We start from the raw sequence: 19,422 nt of genomic DNA, 5'->3' as shown, positions 1-19,422 counted from the left end.
TCCAATTTCTATGTCAGTCCCAGCAGCTGCCGGATTTTCATTTTCGCTTCCGGATGTTTAGAGCCGTCACAAATCAAGTCCTTTGGATAGTAAAGCTTGTGGTCCGTCCGCCGTTTACCTGAGATGGATTCCACAATAGCCGACTGCCTGGACAGCTCTTTAATTTGGCCGTTTTGCGTCAAGAGATGGATCGGCAGACGCTCCTCTTCCTCTCCCGGTCGGTAAAAATCGTATGGCAGATCTGATGAAGAATCAACGACCAAATAATAGCTCGGATCGATTCCCGCCTCTTTGAACAATGAGGTCAGCTCAAAATAAGCCGACATTTCTTCATTCGGATTGAATTCAACGTATTGGAACAGCTGGCGGTTAATGAATCTGCGGCACAAGTCGGATAAAATCGCGTCTTCTTCCTCCTCCCAGGCCTGGAAGTAATACAAAATAATAGATTCATCCAGCTTTACATAATCCTCCAGTGTCAATTTCCCTTCAAAAATAGAATAGAAATGAACCGGAGCGTGAGTGAAGACATAGCCTTCATCGTGCAGCTGCTTCGCCCTGTGAAGAATCTTCGTTAAAATAACCTCTGCACTTCTAGTCACAGGATGGAAGTAGACCTGCCAGTACATTTGGTAACGGCTCATGATATAGTCTTCGACAGCGTGCATTCCGCTTTCTTTAATGACGATCTGATCCTCGCGCGGCCGCATCACCCGAAGAATCCGCTCCATATCAAAATGGCCGTAGCTGACGCCCGTATAATATGCGTCGCGCTGGAGGTAATCCATGCGGTCTGCGTCAATCTGACTCGAAATCAGGCTGACCACTTGCTTGTTTTTATATGTTTTGGCAATGACTTCTGCAACATCCTGAGGGAAACCCGGGCTCACCTTTCTGAGCACCTGATTAACCTCCGTGTCTCCCAAAATGATATCTCTTGTAAAATCCTCGTGGTCAAGGTGAAAGACCTTTTCAAATGAATGCGAGAACGGCCCGTGCCCGAGGTCATGAAGCAGCGCCGCGGCCAAACAGAGTTCGCGCTCACTGTCATCCCATTCAGGGCGGCCTTTAAAGACGTCATCAACCATTCTTCTGACAATTTCATAGACACCGAGAGAATGGTTGAACCGGCTGTGCTCAGCCCCATGGAACGTCAAATAGGTCGTGCCGAGCTGCTTAATTCTGCGGAGACGCTGAAATTCACGGGTTCCGATTAAATCCCATATCAGCTTGTCCCGAACATGAACATAGCGGTGCACCGGATCTTTAAACACTTTTTCTTCTGATAATTTTCCATTTGGATACGCCATCGTCATTCCCTCTTTTTTTTAGCCGTGTTTCTATTATATCGACTCTATTCTTTGAAAACATCCTTGAATTTGCCCGGCGATTTGTTCCATCTTCATGAAAAACACATCTTGTGAAGCAAAAAAGCCTGACCTGAGGGCCGAGGCTAAGAAAAAATATGTTTACTTTTTTATTTTCTTTTTTACTTTGTCAATCAGCTCATCCTCTGTCGGAGCTGACAGCGGGCGATTGTTCACAAAAGCAAATGATTTTTTCCGTCCGGGCCCGCAATAAGATTGGCATCCTACCTCAACCTTTGCGTCCGGGTCCACTTCTTTCAAACGCGGCAGCAATGTTTTGATATTAGTGGCTTGGCAATCATCACACACTCGAAATTCATTAGCCATGACGTACGCTTCCCTTCATTTCTATGTTCATCTATGTGAATAACCTAAAATCGTTTTAAAAAAAAATCACATCACTCTTCATTTTACAAGGATTCGACTGTTCCTGCAAGCCGCTCCATCCTTCGTATCTCCTATTCTTTCAGCCAATTTGTATAAATATTTTCCAACCTGGACATTCTAATACCATGAAAAGAAAAATGGGAGTTGAGATAAATGACAAAACAGCGACAAGACGCTTGGTCAGAGGAAAACGATCTGCTTTTAGCCGAAACAGTGCTTCGGCATGTGAGGGAGGGCAGCACTCAGCTGAACGCCTTTGAAGAAGTCGGCGATAAATTAAACCGGACATCCGCAGCCTGCGGATTCAGATGGAACGCAGTGGTCCGCCATCAATATGAAAAAGCGCTTCAGCTTGCGAAGAAACAACGAAAGCAGCGGATGAGAGCGCTCGGAAACGGGCAGCCTGCGAAAAAAAGATTATTATATCAGCCTCCTGCCGTTGATCCTGAAATCACTCAAGAAACCGCTGCAGAAGAGCCGGTTAAAACGGAAACACCATCTGTCGAAAATGAGCAACCTTTAATGTCTGGCGAACATATGCCTTTTGTTGATGAGAGCTTTAAGGAAGAGTTAGCTAGTCTATCACACTTATTGTCTCCTCAAACGCCTGCAGCTGCGCCTGAGATGACGATGAATGATGTGATCCGCTTCCTTCAGAATTACGAAGGCAATAACGAGCAATCATCAGCATTAAAAATGGAAAACGAGCGTTTAAAGAAAGAAAATCAGGAATTGCAAAACAAAACAGAGCAGCTTGAGGCAGAAGTTCAAAAGCTTGAAAAAGACCAAAAAACGATCCAAGAAGATTATGAAACCTTGGTGAAAATTATGAACAGAGCCAGAAAGCTAGTTTTATTTGAAGAAGATGAACATGCCTCTCCGTCCTTCAAAATGGACCGGAACGGCAATTTAGAAAAATTAGCGGAATGACATAGAAAAATCCCAAAACGGGCAGCTGTTTTGGGATTTTCGCCATGTGCAAAATTCCCTTTTCTATTGAGAAAAGAGAATTCCCTCATTTTGCAGCCGGATCAGCTATTCTTGTAAAATGAGGCCAAGCTTATGTGAATCTATTAAGACATGTGAGCTGCCTCGGCCGTTTTTTGTTTCCGAGGCGCAGCAGAAATGACCAAAAGACCCAGCATCATAAGCGCAATGCCCAGCCACGAGGAAGGCGAAAGCATTTCCCCTATGAAAAACACGCCAAGCAATGAAGCCGTCAGCGGTTCAGCTAAAGACAGCGTGACCGCCGCCGAAGCCGGAACCCCTGTAAGCCCTTTCGCAAACAAAAAGTATGCGGAGCATGTTGCAATTAACCCGATGTAAAGGCTTGTTCCCAGTCCTCTAGGGGTCAATATCCACGAGATATCTGACTGCCATAGTAGCGGCGTCAGCAAGATGGCGCTGATCATAAAGACAACAGCGGAGGTCGCTCGCGGAGGCTGGGTTATCATCATCGCTTTACTGATGAGCGTATAGCCCGCAAAAGAAGCACCAGCTCCAAGCGCCATAAGAACACCAGCCACATCAATCCGAACATTGGAACTGTCGGAAAACAGAAGCCAGCAACCCGCTAAAGCCAGCACAGTCGCAATCCACCAGGAGTTTCGCGGGCGTTTCTTCAATACGGCCCACTCGAGGGTCCCGGCAATGATAGGCGCACTGCCGATGGCAATCACAGTTCCCACCGCAATTCCCGTTTCTTTAACAGCTGTGAAAAACAGCGGCTGGTAACACGCCATACAAACAGCGGCTAAAAATACGAGCGGCCATGACCAATTTTTCACGTGAAGCTCCCGGCTGATCCAAACCGCAAGCAGCATGGCGCTTCCTCCTATTAATAACCTGAACGCTCCAAATGCCAGCGGTGTGGCGCTTTCTGGAGCCAACGCCTGAACGGTTCCCGTGGTCCCCCAGAAAAAAGCCGCAATCAATACAAAAAGGCTGTAAATATTCCCCTTCATCTGCCTCTCCCCTTTAATATGGATGCTGATGTCATTTTATCGTTTTTCTTTTTGTCGTGGTTATCTTTATGTAAGAAGGATTTATCTGAAAATAAGATTATTGGGGTAAATGCCGCTTGAAATAAAAAATGCATGCCGGCATATACAGCCGGCATGCGAAGAACGTTCACCCAAATACCTTTGCATTCCGCTCAGCCATCCGCACGAGGTTTTTCTCAAATTCCATTTCCTCATCAATGGACAGTCCAGCTGAATAAAGATGGGTGCTTAACACTTTTAATTCCGTCAATAAAGCGAACATTAAGTCTTGTACGGAGATGTCTTTTTGCAGAAGCTCACTTAAGGACGCCATCGTTTCCGGACGTATTTCCGGATAGACGCCTTTTTTATCGTTTTGTTTGTCTTTCAGCGCCGCTTGATAGAATCGTCTGATCAAGTCGGCCCTTTCACTGCCGCTTTTATCCGCACAGAGATAAATTTGAACAGCGACTCCGCCGCGAACGCGTCTCTGAGAGATGCCGGCGAACTTTTTGCCATTTATACTGAGGTCATAGCTGCCGGGACAATAAGACCCTTCAATTTCATAGGCTTCGATCTTTGCGTTGTACGGTCTCAGCATTCGCCTCATCAGCTCAACCATCGCTTCATATCCTTTGTCTATATCGATGCCTTTCTTTTCGTCCTCGAATATGAGAGAGATATTTAAAACACCGTCATCCAATACGACGGCAAGACCGCCGGAATTGCGTACGATCACACGGTATCCTTCACTCTCCAGCAAGGAGATGCCATCCTGCAAAAACGGGAGGCGTGTATCCTGTATTCCAAGGACAATTGTATCGTGGTGCACCCATGAGCGCGCTGTCGCCGGCGACACGCCTTTTCCGACGGACATGCACAGCGTATCATCCATTGCGAAGGATTGCTTCGCATCAAATAAAGGGCCGAGGCTGGATTGGTCAATGACTCTCCATTTCGGCTGCATCAGTAAATCAATCGGTTGGTTTGCCATCTATGTAAAACCCTTTCATGTTAGGCTTATTGAACGAAAACTATTATATCATTTCAGCAGCTGTGATTGATAATTGCTTTTCAGCATCGTAATAAAAATTTCTTTATTTTTTGTATTCTCCATGAGAGGAGAATGAATGTAAGACAGCTTGCGCTTTAACGAGAAATCTTTAATATGAAGAATTGAAATTTCGCGGTGGATCAAATCCTTATGCAGCACGCTTCTGGATAGAACCGAAAGTCCCATGCCGTTGATCACCGCTTCCTTTACACCTTGATTGCTGCTGATGGTGAACATTGATTTCGGCCGAAGTCCATTTGAACTGAGTACATGATCGAGATATTCTCTCGTCCCTGAGCCTTTCTCTCTTGTCACCCACGCTTCGTTCTGCAAATCGCTGATCGAAATCTCTTTCCGCCCGGCGAGCGGATGCTGATTTGGAGCGGCAATGCACATTTCATCCTCCATGAACGGTTCAATTTCCAGCTCATTCTCGTTTGTATGTCCTTCAATCAGCCCGATATCAGCCTGAAGCATACGCACACGCTCGCTGACCTCCTCTGTATTGCCAATCATGACATCGAGGTTCAGCTCTGGATACAGCTTTTGCAGCTGGGCCAATAGCGGCGGAAGAATATACTCACCGATTGTAAAGCTTGCAGCTATTTTCAATTCGCCCTTCACATAGTGATGATGCGCATAGATTTCAGCCTTGGCTTGTTCGTAGAGAAACACCATTTGCTTTGCTCTTTGATATAAAATGTCTCCTGTCGGCGTTGTCGTAAAGTGTTTTGGCGACCTGTTCAGAAGAGCCGTTTGAAATTCTTTCTCAAGATTTTTGATATGCAGACTGACGCTGGGCTGGGAGATCATCAGCTTTTCTGCCGCTTTTGTGAAGTTTTTTTCTTCTACCACCGCTATAAACGTTTTCAGCACGTCGTAATACAAAAACCCCACCCCTGTCATTAATGAAATATATGGTTATGATTAGTTTTCTTTATTGTACTCATATCATCCGTCTTGGTAAAGAAGGCTATACGGAAGCGCAAAAAAGGCAGCCCTCGGTCGAGAGCTGCCATCGTCTTCATTTTTATTACAGTGCTTGCGCCGCTGTAATTAATGCGAGATTGTAAACATCTTCAGCGTTACATCCTCTTGAAAGGTCGTTTACAGGCATATTTAAACCTTGCAGGATTGGTCCTACCGCTTCAAAGTTGCCCAAACGCTGAGCGATTTTATAGCCGATGTTTCCTGCTTCAAGGCTTGGGAATATGAATACGTTAGCGTCCCCTTTGATCTCGGAATCCGGCGCTTTTTTCTCAGCTACAGATGGAACAAATGCAGCATCAAATTGGAATTCGCCGTCAAGTGTCAGTTCAGGCGCTTTTTCTTTCGCGATTTTCACTGCATCCGCTACTTTTTCTGTTTCATCAGATTTTGCTGAGCCTTTTGTAGAGAAGCTGAGCATTGCCACGCGAGGCTCAATGTCGAACATTTTTGCCGTATTGGCACTTTCGATCGCAATCTCGGCAAGGTCTTGGCTGTCAGGCGCAATGTTGATCGCGCAATCTGCGAATACGTATTGCTCTTCCCCGCGAGCCATGATGAACACGCCTGAAGTCTTTTTCACGCCTTCTTTTGTTTTGATGATTTGAAGAGCCGGGCGGACAGTGTCAGCTGTCGAGTGAGCAGCTCCGCTTACGAGTCCGTCTGCAAGGCCTTTATACACCAGCATTGTACCGAAGTAGTTCTCGTCTAATAACGCTTTGCGAGCCTGTTCTTCTGTCGCTTTGCCTTTGCGGCGTTCTACGAATGCTTGTACAAGGTCTTCCATGCCTTCATATGTATGAGGATCATAAATCTTAACGCCATCCAGCGTAAGGTTCAATTCTTTTGCTTTTGCTTGGATCTCATTTTCATTGCCGATCACAATCGGATTCAGCACTTTGTTTCCTGCAAGCTTGCTGACCGCTTCTAAAATACGCTCGTCTAAGCCTTCAGGAAATACAATTTTAACGTCTTTTCCAGCTACTTTTTCTTGCACTGTTGAAAATAAATCTGCCACAATAAAACCTCCTCAAAAAGTTACAAAAACGCTTTCTTTTACTAGCATACTCTTCTTCCAATCAAATTCAAACAGCCAACTTTCATTATAGCGCTTTCATAAAAAAATCTTATTTTTCTAACTAATTTAAGTGACTCAATCTACCCTTATAGGTTCTTCTATTTTGATGGAGTTATACGGAAGGGATGTTCAAGGTTTCTCCACAGTAGAATCGGATAAACTATGGTATAGTGAAGGCAATCATGAAAAGATAATGGGAGTGAAGATAAATGAGTGAACAGCAAATGACAAATGAAGCGGCAAAAACGCTTGACGGCTGGTATGCGCTTCATGATTTCCGCACAATGGATTGGACTTCCTGGAAGCTGCTGTCCAGTGATGAGCGCCAATCTATCATACATGAATTCACCGGGTTGCTTGAAAAATGGGGCGTAGCCCAAAAAGAAGGAAAAGGATCGCAAACTCTTTACAGCATCGTCGGCCAAAAAGCTGATTTTATGCTGATGATCCTTCGTCCTACAATGGAAGAATTAAATCAAATTGAGCTTGAATTCAACAAATCAAGACTTGCTGAGTTCACCTTTCCGGCATACTCCTACGTATCAGTGGTAGAGCTGAGCAACTACTTGGCAAGCGGTGACGGCGATCCTTACGAAAATCCGCATGTGCGCGCGCGCCTTTACCCTGAACTGCCGGAATCAAAATATGTATGCTTCTATCCAATGGATAAAAGAAGATCCGGCAATGACAACTGGTACATGCTTTCAATGGAAGAACGCAGAAACTTGATGAGAAGCCACGGTTTAATCGGCCGCAGCTATGCCGGCAAAGTCAAACAGATCATCACCGGCTCTGTCGGCTTTGACGATTACGAGTGGGGCGTTACATTATTCAGCGATGATGTCCTTCAATTCAAGAAGCTTGTGTATGAAATGCGTTTTGACGAAGTCAGCGCTCGCTATGGCGAATTTGGTTCATTCTTTGTCGGCAATCACCTTTCGCTTGATACACTTCCTCAATTCCTATATGTATAATATCCCCTCCCGCCCTATCCGGCGGGAGTTTTTCAAATCCCCTTTATCAGAATTTAAATAAAATTTGCTATTTTCTTCGTTTTTTCTTACGATGTAGATAATAATCCAATTTTTTCAAAGGGGTGCAGTTATTTGTCAAAACGAACCGCATTTGTTATGGGAGCCAGTCAAGGGATCGGGAAAGCAATCGCTCTGAAATTAGCAGACCAGCATTTTTCCCTCGTCATTAATTCGCGAAATTTGGATAATATTGAATCTGTCAAAGAAGACATTTTGGCCAAGCATCCTGAGGCGAGCGTCATTGTCCTTGCGGGAGATATGTCTGACTGGCATACGAGAGCGGGCATTTTTCAGGAAATCGAATCTCAATGCGGACGGCTTGATGTTCTGATTAATAATATCCCGGGCGGCGCGCCTGATACATTTGATAACTGCAATATAGACGATATGACGGCCACGTTCACTCAAAAGACCGTTGCCTATATTGACGCAATCAAGCGTGCTTCCTCACTGATGAAACAAAACGAGTTTGGCAGAATCATCAACATTGTCGGAAATCTGTGGAAAGAACCCGGCGCCAACATGTTCACAAACAGTATGATGAATGCCGCTTTAATTAACGCCAGTAAAAATATTTCCATCCAGCTTGCTCCTCACAACATTACTGTCAACTGTCTGAATCCTGGTTTTATCGCTACAGACCGTTATCATCAATTTGTGGAAAATGTGATGAAAAAGAACAGCATATCCAAACAGAAAGCAGAGGAACAGATTGCTTCCGGGATTCCGATGAAACGGGTCGGATCAGCCGAAGAAACCGCAGCGCTCGCCGCGTTTCTTGCCTCTGAGGAAGCCTCCTACATCACGGGACAGCAAATTTCCGCTGATGGCGGCAGCATGAAAAGCATATAAAAAACATCCCGCTTTTTAGCGGGATGTTTCTTGTAATGACCCGAACGGCAGGTTCAGCTTTTGAATCCGCATGACAAATTCCCTCAGATCCTCCTGCTTCGACACCATTGAGATTCTGACATGTCTTTTTCCGTTGCTTCCAAAAATTTCGCCCGGTGTGACTACGACATGGGCATGCTCCAGCAAGTAATCGGAAAATTGGTGAGATGTCTCAAACGTATTCGGAATTTCAGCCCATACGTAAAAGGTTCCTTTTGGCTTTTCCATCTTCCAGCCCAGTTCCTTTTCGCAAAGCTCCGTAAAAAAGTCAATTCGTTCCTTATAAATTCGTTTCAACGATTCCGTATGCTCCGGATCTCCAGAAAGCGCCGCACTCGCTGCCTGCTGCAGCCCGCCGAACATGCCGACAAATACATGATCCTGAAATTCATTGACGGCCTGAATGATCTTTTCGTTCCCAACCGCAAACGCCATTCTCCAGCCGGCCATGTTAAATGTTTTTGAAAATGAATAAAGCTCTGCTCCGACAATTTTTGCATCCTCTGTCTCAAGAAAGCTGGCCGGTTTTTGATCGAATTCAAACGCTCCGTATGCAAAATCATGAATCAAATGGATGTTATGCTCTTTCGCAAAAGCAGCAGCTCTTGCATAAAAAGCCGCATCAGCCACAGCTCCAGTGGGGTTGTTCGGATAGTTTAAAAACATAAGCTTCGCTTTTTCCAGCACGGCTGGATCAATCTTTTCAAAATCCGGCAGATAGCCATTTTCTTCATACAGCGGCATTTCGTAAAGCTCAGCTCGCGCCATCGTAATCCCTGATAAATATTCAGGGTAGCCTGGATTCGGGACTAAAGCGATGTCTCCCGGATTGAGCAGGCATTGTGTCAGCACATACAAGCCTGCTTTCCCGCCTCCGAAAAGCGCGACCTCCGTTTCAGGATTGATTGTCACTCCGTATTCCCTTTTATAGAAAGCAGCGATCGCTTCCTTTAAAAAAGGATAGCCCCTGAAAGGGCCGTATCCATGAAACGAAGGATTCAGAGAAGCCTCCCGCAAAGCCTCCACAATATGCGGCGGAGTGGGAAGGTCAGGGTTCCCCTGTCCGAGATTAATGATGTGGGCCCCCGTTTTTTCCAATTCCTTTACCTTTTGAAAAACGAGAGAAAACTCCTGCCTTGGAAGTGTCTTGATGACATCGGACGGTGTTATTTCCATCTAAAAGACTCCTTTTTGCTCCGTTTTGTTATCCCGTTCCAAAAACGATTTGTTGACGAGCTTCGTATGCAGAAACAAACCGCATACGATCACGACAATCAGCCCCATAATGACCGGAGCGCTTAGGATGTTAATGAACATTGAACCAATAGAAATGCATAATCCGATAGACGCTTCGGCCACTGAAAAAATGCGCCCTTGAATCTGGTTTGCCGCATTTTCCTGAACCTTCACTTTTGCAAGCACTTCCCCGTATTCCATCGCGATGAAAAAGAGGATCGCCGCGATGACAGAAACAGCGAAAATCGGCGTGAATAAAAACAACGCCAGTGAGACAATGGATAAAACGGTAAAGTACGTAAGGCCTCTATTGTTGTTAAAGCCCCATTTGCTGACAAGCGCCGCTCCGATGAACCCGCCGAAGCCGATGCAGAATGTGAGGATAAAGTTGCCGATTTCCCCGTCACCCAGAAAGCGGCTGACAATCGGAAAATAGCTGTACACGACTCCCCACAGCAAAGCCATTGTAATCATCGTAAACATGGCGTTTAATACGAATGCATTGGTTTTGATTTCCTTGAGCCCTTCCTTAAAAGACTGAAAGGCCTCTTTTATGTTTTCAGGTTGAATCGGCACAAATTGCAGCTTGATACGGCTGATAAAAAATGCCGAAACCAGGTATGTCACACCGTTAAAGGCAACAGCCAGCTCTACAGATCCGCCTAACAGAAAGAGCCCTCCGGCAGCCGCCCCGACGATAATGGAGATGGTTGTCGCTTTTGCAAATAACGTGTTGATGCTTTTAATATCTGATTCCAAGGACGACATGACAGCGAGACGGGCGGGATTAAAAAACACGCCGCTTCCATAAGAAATAAACAGCAGGGCCAGAAAGATCAGCGGATACTCGCCTTTTGGAAGAAATGTGAGCCCCAAAAAGATGATGCCTCTGATGATATCCGTCCACAGCATGATCTTAATTCTGTCTAACCGGTCGACCAGAACCCCCAAAAACGGCTGAAACACCATCGGAATGCTTCTGACCACGATGACCCCGGACGTCACCCAATAATCGTGATAATATGTAGACAAAATGAGCAGGGCAGGGAGAACACAATAGTCTCCCATGAACGATAGCGCCTGCCCGTAAAGCAAGTATTTAGAGTTGGGTTTCAGCTGTTTCATACTGGCAGCACATACTTTGCCGTCAGCTTTGCATGCTGCTGAATTTGTCTGATTGATTCAGCCACATCCTGTGAATTACTGCCTTTCAGTTCAAATGCAGCAATGGAATTGAAAGCTTCAAACAATGTCAAATCAACTGAAGTGCCTGGTGCTGCGGCCGAAAAAGAAACGATTTCAGTATCCCCTTTTAAAAGCCCGTCCGGAATATCGATCGCTTCAATGACCAAATCCTCAGCAGTTTCAGGAATTTGGCCATTTTGTTTGAAATGCTGCGGGTACAAATGGCAGTCGGCAACATAATAAGGCTCTTGATCCAATAATCCGTCCGGCAGATCGGCGTCTTTTCCGAAACAGAGGACATCTAATAATAATTGCGCCATATCAAGGCCGAAAACCTTTTTAATGTTAGGGATCATATTCCAGCCGGCAAATCTGGCTGCCGATTCAATTAAACCCGGTTCTCTGTTTTTCATTAGCTTGATCTCTGTATGTGTTGCGCAATTTTGCAGGCCAAGCCCTTCATTTGCCTTTTTGGCAGCTTCGACAATTTTCTTTTTTGCCTCTTCATCCAGAATGGACGGCGTAATGTGGGATGTCTCTGTAAACCCGATTTGCGGCGTTTTATCATGAATGGCGATCGGGAAATACTCACCGTCAGCCATGATGCCTTCTATACTGATATAGTCGGAGTACCCTTCTGTTTGATACCAGTCTCCGTACTCACCCTGTAAAAATTCTTCAGTGATAAACGGCGCTTCAAACGTAACCGCCTTTGGCACGTTAATTGATTTCAGATAGTCATTGACTCTGTTAAATTCATCTTCTGCCGTCTCAGTGTCCGTAATCAGCGTTACACCGATTGAACTCGCTAAGTATGTAGGCTTTAAGATAAGAGGTGTGCCGATCTCTTCAAGAGCAGCACGGAAATCTTCAAGAGTTGTGACTCGTTTGTTTTTGATCGATTTGACTCCGGCCTTATTAAAAGCGTCCCTCATTTTATTTTTATCTCTGGCATTTTCGGCTGCCTGCACGCCGGCACCTCTCAAGCCCAGACGTTCACAGGCTTTCGCCATCGGAGCAATGAATAATTCATTGTTTGTTGTGATGGCATCCGCCCCAAACATTTCGGCAACCTTGACGATTTGCTCGACGACCTCTTCCTCAGGCTTGTTATGATCCTCATGCGCCCAATAAATGGAATCAGGATGCTCAAAATCAGCTAAACTCTTAAAATAGTCTTTATCTTTTATGACCGCGACCGAGTATTTTTCAATTAATGCTGCATGAGAGGCTGTAATTGCAAAAGGTCTTGGAATAAAGCTGACCAGGTTATATTTTTCAGCAGCGCTTTTATAAAACATGTGCGGCGGGCAGCCTCCAAGATCAGCGATGACCAATACTGTTTTTCTCTCCATATGTAAAACACTCCTTCTCTATTGTGCGGTGTATCCTCCGTCTGCGGTGATGGCGCTTCCGGTCATATAGCTTGATAAATCCGAGGCTAAAAACAGCATCACGTTTGCGATTTCTTCAGGTTTCCCAAGCCTCAGCAGCGGATTTACCTTCGCCTTTTCTTTTTTGATCTCTTCAAGTGTGCCTTCATTATTTTCAAGGAATGATTTTTCATTCAGCGGTGTGTCGATGATCCCCGGGCATACGCAGTTCACACGAATTTGATGTTTCGCATAATCAACGGCCATTGATTTAGTCAGCTGCAAAACCCCGCCTTTGCTGGCGTTATAGGCAGGAATATCAGGCCATGCCACGAGTCCGCCGACAGAGCACGTATTAATGATGTTGCCCTTGCCGGCGGCCAGCATATGCTTGAGTGCATGTTTGCTCATTAAAAACGTGCCGGTCAAATTGACTTGCACCACCTTGTTCCAATCGTTGAGCTCCATCTCATGAATAGGTGCCACGATTTCGATGCCTGCATTATTAATCAAGACATCCAGCCCGCCAAATGTATGAACCGCCGATTCAACTGCGTGCTGGCAGGCAGCTTCGTCTGTGATGTCCGTTTGCACAAAGTGCAGCCTGTCATTATTTTCTTTTCGTACCATTGCTTCTCCCTGCGCTTCGTCAATATCCGCCACAACCACATTGGCCTGCTGGCCCAAAAAAGCCTGAACCGCAGCATAACCAATGCCTGATGCGCCTCCTGTTATGAGGACGGTTTTATCGGTGAGGTTCATGATCATTCATCCGCCTTCATTTTTTTCGCTTTTGCTCTGTTGTAGCGCGGCGGGAAGAAGATATTAATCGATTTTGATTCTTTTTCTGAACGGTTGATCGCACCATGATCTTCGCGAGGCTCACAGAAATAGGCTGTGCCGAATTTCATCTCGACTGTGCAGCCTTCGACCGTCATGTCATAGCCGCCGCCGATGCAGATGCCGATTTGTTCATTTCGATGTTTATGGAAAGGCATTTCTCCGCCATTTCCAGGGATTTTGGCAAGCATAATTTCTACCCAATCCTCAACAAAAAACGTAACTTCCATGCCCGGCAGCAGGTCTCTTGTTTTGAAAATATCCAAAAAGTAGTCCTCAGGACTTGTATATGTTTCATCAGCTTTCAGCCGCTTGATATCAATAGCAATCACTTCTTGGTCTGTGTCGTTTCTTGCCCCGTGAGGCACATGCGGCGGCGCGATATAGGCAGATTCCAAGGCTGTCATTTTTCTTGTCACATCTCCGACAGTCATCATCAGCTCGCCAGAAACGACCATGCCGATTTGGACCTCCTTATGCTGATGGGGTTCAACATTGGTATGCGGCGGGACGTAAGACATTAATACTTCAGTATCCCCTCGTACGGTTGAATACTGCCTCACTCCGTTTTCCCATTCAATTAATTTCGGTGTCGGGAAATAAAGCTCCTGCATATCTTCTTTAGTTTTCATCATCAACGTCTCCTTTTCCAAATAATGACCAGCTCATTGGAATACTTTTGAATGTTTTTACAAAGGTTAGCCCGTACTTTTGCCGTGCAAGCTCATTGGTTAAGGCAATGTCATACAAACCTTCTTTTACTTTTCTTGCGGCTTGACTGGTTGAATTGACTAGTTTGAAACGAACATCTTTGCGGGTAAAATATTTGATTAAATTAATAGGTGAAGGATGTGAAACAATAACAGATGTATCAAGCATATCGTCTCTGAATTCAAAATCAGGACGAACAGCCAGGCCGTACATCGGTGTATCGCACCTGAAGATCTGCAATAGCTGCAAATCCGGCCTCATGTAGAAATGCTTAATACCATCGTAAGCATGTGGGACGATGGTATATTCCAGCGGGCTTTGGAGCGTCCTTTCGATGCATGATTCAAAAGTATCATGCAAGGACAATTTACTGTTCAGCCCTTGTAGAAGAGTAAAATTGGAAATGAAATGCTTTGCTGCGTACTCACTGCTTGTCCCCTCAGGGCCGAGCGTGTTGACTGTAATGAGTTTGGATAGTGAATCAGTTCTTTTTTTTGTCTGAATGCTATTATCCAATATAATCATGAGCACCAACCAATCTTTTAAAATTTTAAGTAAATTTTATCCAGCGGCAATTGAACTGTCAATGTTTTTTGAAAATATTGATAATTATTCCCATACAAACAAAAAAAACCCTTTATAAAGGGTTTTTAATTATAGGAATTTAGAAACTTTGTTTATTGAGATAAGGACTGATCGGCCTTCTGCTCAAGTTTGCCGTACTTTTTATATGCGAATATACTGAGCACAAATCCGAGGACTGTGATGGCTGCGCAAATCAATCCGACAGCTGCATAGCCGTATGCCACATAGACGGGTCCCATTAAAGCAGAACCTAATGTCACGGCCAGATTCGAGGCGAGGCTGTAAAACACCATGACTTTTCCGCGATGACGCTCTGAGCAGTCACTCAAAATGGTGCTGAGCAGCGTCACCGTCAAACTTTGCATTAATCCCCAAATAAATAGGCTGACGATTAACAGAAACATTGACGCCGGCGCATATGGTAAACACGCCAGCAGAACGCTGATGACCCCCAGCGCAATCAAAAGGGAGCGCATTTTTCCGATGCGGTCGGCTATCTTTCCTGTAATCACACTCATGGAAAACCCGATTCCATAAATCATGATAAATAAGCCCGCAGCCGTGTTTCCTCCGGTAAAAACGTCCTGAAGATAGGTGCCTAAAAAGGAATACATACCGTAAAAACCAATCATATTACAAAAGGTTATCGTGATATAAACAGGTACACGAGGGACTTTCAGCGCATCCCGGAATGTTCCTGCCGGCTCTTCTATTTCTTCCTTGCCGCTGTTTTTATGTTGGGCATGGCGGCGCATTTCAAGGAGAATCAGCAGGACAACTAAAACGCCCATCAAGGCGAAAATCCAAAACGTCCATCTCCAATGCAGGACGCCGCCGATAAATGATCCGAGCGGCACTCCGAAAATCAGCGCCAGCGACCAGCTTGAAACGATCAGTCCCATCACCTTGCCCCGGTATGTATAAGGAACACGATCACCGACAACTGCATAAGCGGTCGGAACAAACGCTCCCGCAGCCAATCCCGAAAGCGCCCGGCCTAAAAAGAAGAAAAAAATATTTTGAGCCAGAGCGCATATCACCGTTCCTATGATAAAGATCATAAGCCCGGCCAATAAGCTCAGTTCTCTGGAGTATTTATCGCCTAATGGAACCAAAAGCGGCGCACCGATAAAAATCATAATGCCGTAAATACTGATAGATAATGCAAGGACACTGACATCTGAGCTGAAGGCTTTTGCTAAATCCGGCAGCAGCGGTGAGATCACAAGCTCTTCAGATCCGGCTGCAAATACCCCCATCGTTAAAGCCAATGCCAACAATAACGGAAAATGATGTTTTGTTTTGATGTCATTGTTTTGATTGCTGTTCATTCTTTCTCAAACACCTCTTCCATAATCTTCTTATCATAAAAGTTGTATTATAGTTTAGCATTGTTTTTTCACTATTTACAATTCGAACGAAATATTTATAAGTTTTATTATTTTCATTTAAATCCCATTATATATTTCTATATTTCATTCAAAAAAATACATGAGGATGTAACGCGTAAAAAAAGCTCTCCGGCCTCCCGGAGAGCTTTTTCTATTGCGCCTCTGTCTGCTTTTTTTCAATCGGTTCATGATTTATACGCTTTTTGATGCTTAGATGATAGTATGCATAGCAGAAAATAATGATCGGCACACCGCAGTATAAGCCGATTCTTTGATCCGGAATGAAAATAAGGCTGATCAACACGCAGCCATATAAACAAAATCCGAGAATCGGGACTAGCGGATAAAGCGGCGTTCTGAACTCCAGATCATTCACATTTCCGCCTTCAGCAAGGAAACGTCTGCGAAAGAAAAATTGCGACGCACAAATGGACATCCACGCGACAACTGTCACCATGCCCGAGATTGAGATACACCATAAATACACTGTTTCTGCGGCCATGACACTTGTCAGCAGCGAACAGCCTGAAATGCCTAGCGTAATCAGCAGGGCATTCATCGGCACGCCTTTTTTTGTCAGTCTGGTGAGAAAGGATGGACCCATTTGATTTGATGAAAGTGACCACATCATGCGCGACGCCGCATACAATCCCGAATTAGCAACAGATAAAATGGCCGTTAAGATGACAAAGTTCATGATATCTGCCGAAAATGGGATGCCGATTTGATCGAGTACCGCCACAAACGGGCTTTCAATCACCCCCACCGTTTTGTACGGAAGGATGGCAACCAAGACGAACATAGCGAGCACAAAGAAAAACAGCGTGCGCCAAATGACATTTCGAATGGACTTTGGCAGTGTTTTTTCCGGGCTTTCACTTTCCCCTGCCGCAATGCCGACAAGCTCCGTTCCCTGGAACGAGAAGTTCACCATGACCAGCGTAAACATAACGGCCAGCACCCCATTAGGGAAAAGCCCTCTATCAGTCATAAAGTTAGACAAAAAGGGTGTTTCCTGTCCGCCTTTAAAGTCAATCAAGCCAAACACAGCGGCTCCGCCAATCACAATAAATAATATGATCGCCGCCACTTTGATGCTTGAAAACCAAAATTCCATTTCTGCAAAGCTTCTGACAGAGAGCGCATTAATCAAAAAGATGACGATGCCGAACACGAGGCACCATATCCAGATCGGAACGGAGGGCAGCCACCTTTGCATCAAAATGCCTGCTGACGTCAGCTCTAACCCCACTGTATTCGCCCAGCTGAACCAATACAGCCAGCCAATCATAAAGCCTGTCGACGGTCCCAGAAATTTAGTGGCGTAAGCCTGAAACGATCCGGCCACCGGCATGGCAACAGCCAATTCTCCTAAACAAAGCATGACGAGATACATTAAAAATCCGCCGATGATATAAGCGGCAATGGCGCCGAGCGGTCCCGCCTGGCTAATGGTAAAGCCAGAGCCTAGAAACAGCCCAGTGCCAATCACCCCTCCCAAAGCAATCATAAACAAATGCCTGCTTTTCATGCTGCGCTGCAATTCATTTTTATGATTCTGCATCATCCTTCCCCCTTTGGTTCTTTTGCCGTGATGGTCATCCGGTAGCTCTGCAAAAGGTGAACGGTGGTTTGCTGTATGAGGAGAGGCAATACATGAAATGTGTACGGTTTATAGACTCGTTCTGTCCATTTATGGCCGTCTTTTCCGTACACACCCATATTAATGGATGGAATATTCAGCTTGCGTATATCTTTGAACGGAATGGTCCCAATCACATTCCACCCAGGGAAGTTCCTGATAAAAGAATCAATTTCGCCATCGGTTTCGTGCAGTGATAAAAAACTGCCGTCTGCCAAGTAGGGGAAAAACTTTTTGAAGACAAATGTTTCGCCTGTCGATTCAGCGGTTTTGTCAGCCGCTTCTTTAATCACATGCTGCAAAAGCTGATCTCTTGCGCTATCTTCTTTCAAATAGTTATGCGGCAGGTAAGGAGGTGCGTAAAATAGAATGACTTTTGCGCCTTGATCGGGGTCAAGCTTTTGAAGCTCTTCGATTGCCTGAAAGCATCTCATGCGAAGTTCAAGGTGCTCGTTGGCTTTGAATGTCTGCTCGATACACTGCTCAGGATCTATCCCCCGGTTTCTCAGCTTTTCTAAGTATTGTTCCAGGCTATACACTTGAATGCCCCATGATAAATGTTTCTTTGGCAGGTTGGCTCTTTTTACATATTCTTCATAATAATCTGATAATTTTCGTTCTGTCTCTCGGCACGCTTCCTCAGTGACTGCAATAAGCAAATCCATCATTTCTTTTGCTGTTCTTTCATAAATAAAACAATTGAAATACAAGCTGGTGCTGACAGCCGTTTGCACATTATAGGATTCCTTGTTATCACGCTGATACAAACAGGATGGTGGCAGAACCAACTCCCCTTCAACCTTTTCTGCCAGATGGATGTTATTGTGGAGACGGCTTGTGATTTCAGATGAAATGAAATTTGGGTCAATCCCTGCCAGTGTATCGCCAACATGGACTTCACGCCCGTAAATGTAAAAGCAAGGCAGCAGTTTTCCCGCGGCTCCGGTATAGATATATCTTGTCTGATCACCATCGTAAAGCGGGGTAATAAAATCCGTATTAATAGCAGCCAAATAGTGAAGCTGTTTTTCTTTTTTTAGCCGGTTCAACTCTGAAATGCTCGCGAGAATGCCCGAATGCTGACTCTCCTCATCGGGATTGGCCATAAACAATACATTTCCCGGCAACGTCTCAAGGTTCTCCGAAAAATGCAGGAGATTGGCTAAATGCACGGCGATGCCGCTTTGCATATCGACAGATCCTCTTCCGAACATCCAATCGCCTGATTCGGCATCCCGCTGAACATCCTGATCGAACTCATAGCGGCTGAAATACTCGGCCAATTTCTCACAATCAAAAGCGATATCCTTTAAAGGGCCGAAATCTTCAATTCCAACTGTATCCAGATGGGCATGGTAAATGACTGTATTACGGCTTTCTCCATGTCCTTTAATAAACGCAAAAATATTTTTGCGATTGTATGGGTCATTGGGAATGGCCTGTTCCCACACATGACTGGGGTTTTCCTGAAAATAAGGATAGCTCGTGATCACTTCTTTGATGAAATCTGCTTTTGTCCCTTCTCCAACAGTACCGTTCACGCTGCTGAGGCTGACCAGAGATGCTGTCAGCGCCTCCACTCTTTCAGCCGGATTCATGTGACTGATTTTTGTATACTGCATAAATTGTCCTCCTGATCAAAAAGTTGAAATCGTGCGATCTGCTAAAGAATCGCACGA

18 protein-coding genes are annotated in these 19,422 nt (G+C 45.1%); 3 read left to right on the top strand and 15 right to left on the bottom strand.

Going from position 1 to position 19,422, the window contains the following annotated elements:
* Positions 1-8: 8 nt before the first annotated feature.
* Together ACQVGT_RS01820 and ACQVGT_RS01815 are read right to left on the bottom strand one after the other, a co-directional pair.
* On the bottom strand, positions 9-1,310 hold the full coding sequence (locus ACQVGT_RS01820; RefSeq protein WP_015483845.1) for an HD domain-containing protein: 1,302 nt from the start codon (positions 1,308-1,310) through the stop codon (positions 9-11).
* 159 nt (positions 1,311-1,469) lie between these two features.
* Positions 1,470-1,694 carry a YuzB family protein gene (locus tag ACQVGT_RS01815; protein WP_003222050.1) on the bottom strand — a complete coding sequence of 75 codons (225 nt, stop codon included), beginning with the start codon at positions 1,692-1,694 and terminating at the stop codon, positions 1,470-1,472.
* 213 nt (positions 1,695-1,907) lie between these two features.
* Here ACQVGT_RS01815 and rsfA point away from each other — a divergent pair, with 213 nt between their 5' ends.
* Entirely contained in the window at positions 1,908-2,684 is a 777-nt protein-coding gene (rsfA, locus tag ACQVGT_RS01810) for a prespore-specific transcription regulator RsfA (protein WP_015384948.1), read from the top strand.
* A 143-nt stretch (positions 2,685-2,827) separates the two neighbouring features.
* Here rsfA and ACQVGT_RS01805 read toward each other — a convergent pair whose 3' ends face one another.
* From ACQVGT_RS01805 to pta, 4 genes are all read right to left on the bottom strand, one after another.
* Positions 2,828-3,718: a carboxylate/amino acid/amine transporter gene (locus tag ACQVGT_RS01805; RefSeq protein WP_015384949.1), complete on the bottom strand. Its 891-nt coding sequence runs from the start codon at positions 3,716-3,718 to the stop codon at positions 2,828-2,830.
* Positions 3,719-3,884: 166 nt separating this feature from the next.
* On the bottom strand, positions 3,885-4,730 hold the full coding sequence (lipL, locus tag ACQVGT_RS01800) for an octanoyl-[GcvH]:protein N-octanoyltransferase (RefSeq protein ID WP_015483847.1): 846 nt from the start codon (positions 4,728-4,730) through the stop codon (positions 3,885-3,887).
* A 48-nt stretch (positions 4,731-4,778) separates the two neighbouring features.
* Entirely contained in the window at positions 4,779-5,678 is a 900-nt protein-coding gene (gene cysL, locus ACQVGT_RS01795) for a cysJI operon transcriptional regulator CysL (protein ID WP_014481233.1), read from the bottom strand.
* Positions 5,679-5,823: 145 nt separating this feature from the next.
* A complete protein-coding gene (pta, locus tag ACQVGT_RS01790; RefSeq protein WP_015384952.1) occupies positions 5,824-6,795 on the bottom strand; it encodes a phosphate acetyltransferase in 972 nt (323 codons plus the stop codon).
* A 269-nt stretch (positions 6,796-7,064) separates the two neighbouring features.
* Here pta and hemQ point away from each other — a divergent pair, with 269 nt between their 5' ends.
* Together hemQ and bacG are read left to right on the top strand one after the other, a co-directional pair.
* Positions 7,065-7,829, top strand: coding sequence for a hydrogen peroxide-dependent heme synthase (hemQ, locus tag ACQVGT_RS01785; RefSeq protein ID WP_015384953.1), 765 nt, complete (start codon positions 7,065-7,067; stop codon positions 7,827-7,829).
* Between the two features lie 132 nt (positions 7,830-7,961).
* Complete coding sequence (gene bacG, locus ACQVGT_RS01780) at positions 7,962-8,741, top strand: NADPH-dependent reductase BacG (protein ID WP_015483848.1); 780 nt, start codon at positions 7,962-7,964, stop codon at positions 8,739-8,741.
* 15 nt (positions 8,742-8,756) lie between these two features.
* On the opposite strand, the gene bacF is transcribed toward bacG, so the two are convergent.
* From bacF to ACQVGT_RS01735, 9 genes are all read right to left on the bottom strand, one after another.
* Positions 8,757-9,956 (bottom strand): transaminase BacF, encoded by a 1,200-nt coding sequence (gene bacF / locus ACQVGT_RS01775; RefSeq protein ID WP_015384955.1) that lies wholly within the window; start codon positions 9,954-9,956, stop codon positions 8,757-8,759.
* Positions 9,957-11,141: a bacilysin exporter BacE gene (gene bacE / locus ACQVGT_RS01770; protein WP_015384956.1), complete on the bottom strand. Its 1,185-nt coding sequence runs from the start codon at positions 11,139-11,141 to the stop codon at positions 9,957-9,959. It lies immediately after the preceding gene.
* Positions 11,138-12,556: an alanine--anticapsin ligase gene (bacD, locus tag ACQVGT_RS01765; RefSeq protein WP_015384957.1), complete on the bottom strand. Its 1,419-nt coding sequence runs from the start codon at positions 12,554-12,556 to the stop codon at positions 11,138-11,140. The genes bacE and bacD overlap by 4 nt, the downstream gene beginning before the upstream one ends.
* Positions 12,557-12,574: 18 nt before the next feature.
* Complete coding sequence (bacC, locus tag ACQVGT_RS01760) at positions 12,575-13,336, bottom strand: dihydroanticapsin 7-dehydrogenase (RefSeq protein ID WP_015483850.1); 762 nt, start codon at positions 13,334-13,336, stop codon at positions 12,575-12,577.
* 2 nt (positions 13,337-13,338) lie between these two features.
* The gene (bacB, locus tag ACQVGT_RS01755) at positions 13,339-14,046 is read right to left on the bottom strand and encodes a 3-((4R)-4-hydroxycyclohexa-1,5-dien-1-yl)-2-oxopropanoate isomerase (protein WP_003244300.1); all 708 of its coding nucleotides are present in this window, start codon (positions 14,044-14,046) and stop codon (positions 13,339-13,341) included.
* Positions 14,036-14,650 (bottom strand): prephenate decarboxylase, encoded by a 615-nt coding sequence (bacA, locus tag ACQVGT_RS01750; RefSeq protein ID WP_009968341.1) that lies wholly within the window; start codon positions 14,648-14,650, stop codon positions 14,036-14,038. The genes bacB and bacA overlap by 11 nt, the downstream gene beginning before the upstream one ends.
* A 152-nt stretch (positions 14,651-14,802) precedes the next feature.
* A complete protein-coding gene (locus ACQVGT_RS01745) occupies positions 14,803-16,041 on the bottom strand; it encodes an MFS transporter (RefSeq protein WP_015384960.1) in 1,239 nt (412 codons plus the stop codon).
* Between the two features lie 211 nt (positions 16,042-16,252).
* Positions 16,253-17,665 carry an amino acid permease gene (locus ACQVGT_RS01740; RefSeq protein WP_015483851.1) on the bottom strand — a complete coding sequence of 471 codons (1,413 nt, stop codon included), beginning with the start codon at positions 17,663-17,665 and terminating at the stop codon, positions 16,253-16,255.
* The gene (locus ACQVGT_RS01735) at positions 17,665-19,365 is read right to left on the bottom strand and encodes a M20 family metallopeptidase (protein ID WP_015384962.1); all 1,701 of its coding nucleotides are present in this window, start codon (positions 19,363-19,365) and stop codon (positions 17,665-17,667) included. Before ACQVGT_RS01735 ends, ACQVGT_RS01740 begins: the two co-directional genes overlap by 1 nt.
* Between the last annotated feature and the right edge of the window lie 57 nt (positions 19,366-19,422).

The sequence above is a fragment of the Bacillus sp. SCT118 genome, assembly GCF_058566435.1.
Note: the sequence above shows the minus strand (reverse complement) of the source record. Positions and strands in the feature narration are given on the sequence as shown.

Excerpts from the sequence above, each read along its gene's own strand:
- ACQVGT_RS01820 (WP_015483845.1), bottom strand. The coding sequence starts at position 1,310 with ATGGCGTATCCAAATGGAAAATTATCAGAAGAAAAAGTGTTTAAAGAT.
- ACQVGT_RS01815 (WP_003222050.1), bottom strand. The coding sequence starts at position 1,694 with ATGGCTAATGAATTTCGAGTGTGTGATGATTGCCAAGCCACTAATATC.
- rsfA (WP_015384948.1), top strand. The coding sequence starts at position 1,908 with ATGACAAAACAGCGACAAGACGCTTGGTCAGAGGAAAACGATCTGCTT.
- ACQVGT_RS01805 (WP_015384949.1), bottom strand. The coding sequence starts at position 3,718 with ATGAAGGGGAATATTTACAGCCTTTTTGTATTGATTGCGGCTTTTTTC.
- lipL (WP_015483847.1), bottom strand. The coding sequence starts at position 4,730 with ATGGCAAACCAACCGATTGATTTACTGATGCAGCCGAAATGGAGAGTC.
- hemQ (WP_015384953.1), top strand. The coding sequence starts at position 7,065 with ATGAGTGAACAGCAAATGACAAATGAAGCGGCAAAAACGCTTGACGGC.
- bacF (WP_015384955.1), bottom strand. The coding sequence starts at position 9,956 with ATGGAAATAACACCGTCCGATGTCATCAAGACACTTCCAAGGCAGGAG.
- bacE (WP_015384956.1), bottom strand. The coding sequence starts at position 11,141 with ATGAAACAGCTGAAACCCAACTCTAAATACTTGCTTTACGGGCAGGCG.
- bacD (WP_015384957.1), bottom strand. The coding sequence starts at position 12,556 with ATGGAGAGAAAAACAGTATTGGTCATCGCTGATCTTGGAGGCTGCCCG.
- bacC (WP_015483850.1), bottom strand. The coding sequence starts at position 13,336 with ATGAACCTCACCGATAAAACCGTCCTCATAACAGGAGGCGCATCAGGC.
- bacB (WP_003244300.1), bottom strand. The coding sequence starts at position 14,046 with ATGAAAACTAAAGAAGATATGCAGGAGCTTTATTTCCCGACACCGAAA.
- bacA (WP_009968341.1), bottom strand. The coding sequence starts at position 14,650 with ATGATTATATTGGATAATAGCATTCAGACAAAAAAAAGAACTGATTCA.
- ACQVGT_RS01745 (WP_015384960.1), bottom strand. The coding sequence starts at position 16,041 with ATGAACAGCAATCAAAACAATGACATCAAAACAAAACATCATTTTCCG.
- ACQVGT_RS01740 (WP_015483851.1), bottom strand. The coding sequence starts at position 17,665 with ATGCAGAATCATAAAAATGAATTGCAGCGCAGCATGAAAAGCAGGCAT.
- ACQVGT_RS01735 (WP_015384962.1), bottom strand. The coding sequence starts at position 19,365 with ATGCAGTATACAAAAATCAGTCACATGAATCCGGCTGAAAGAGTGGAG.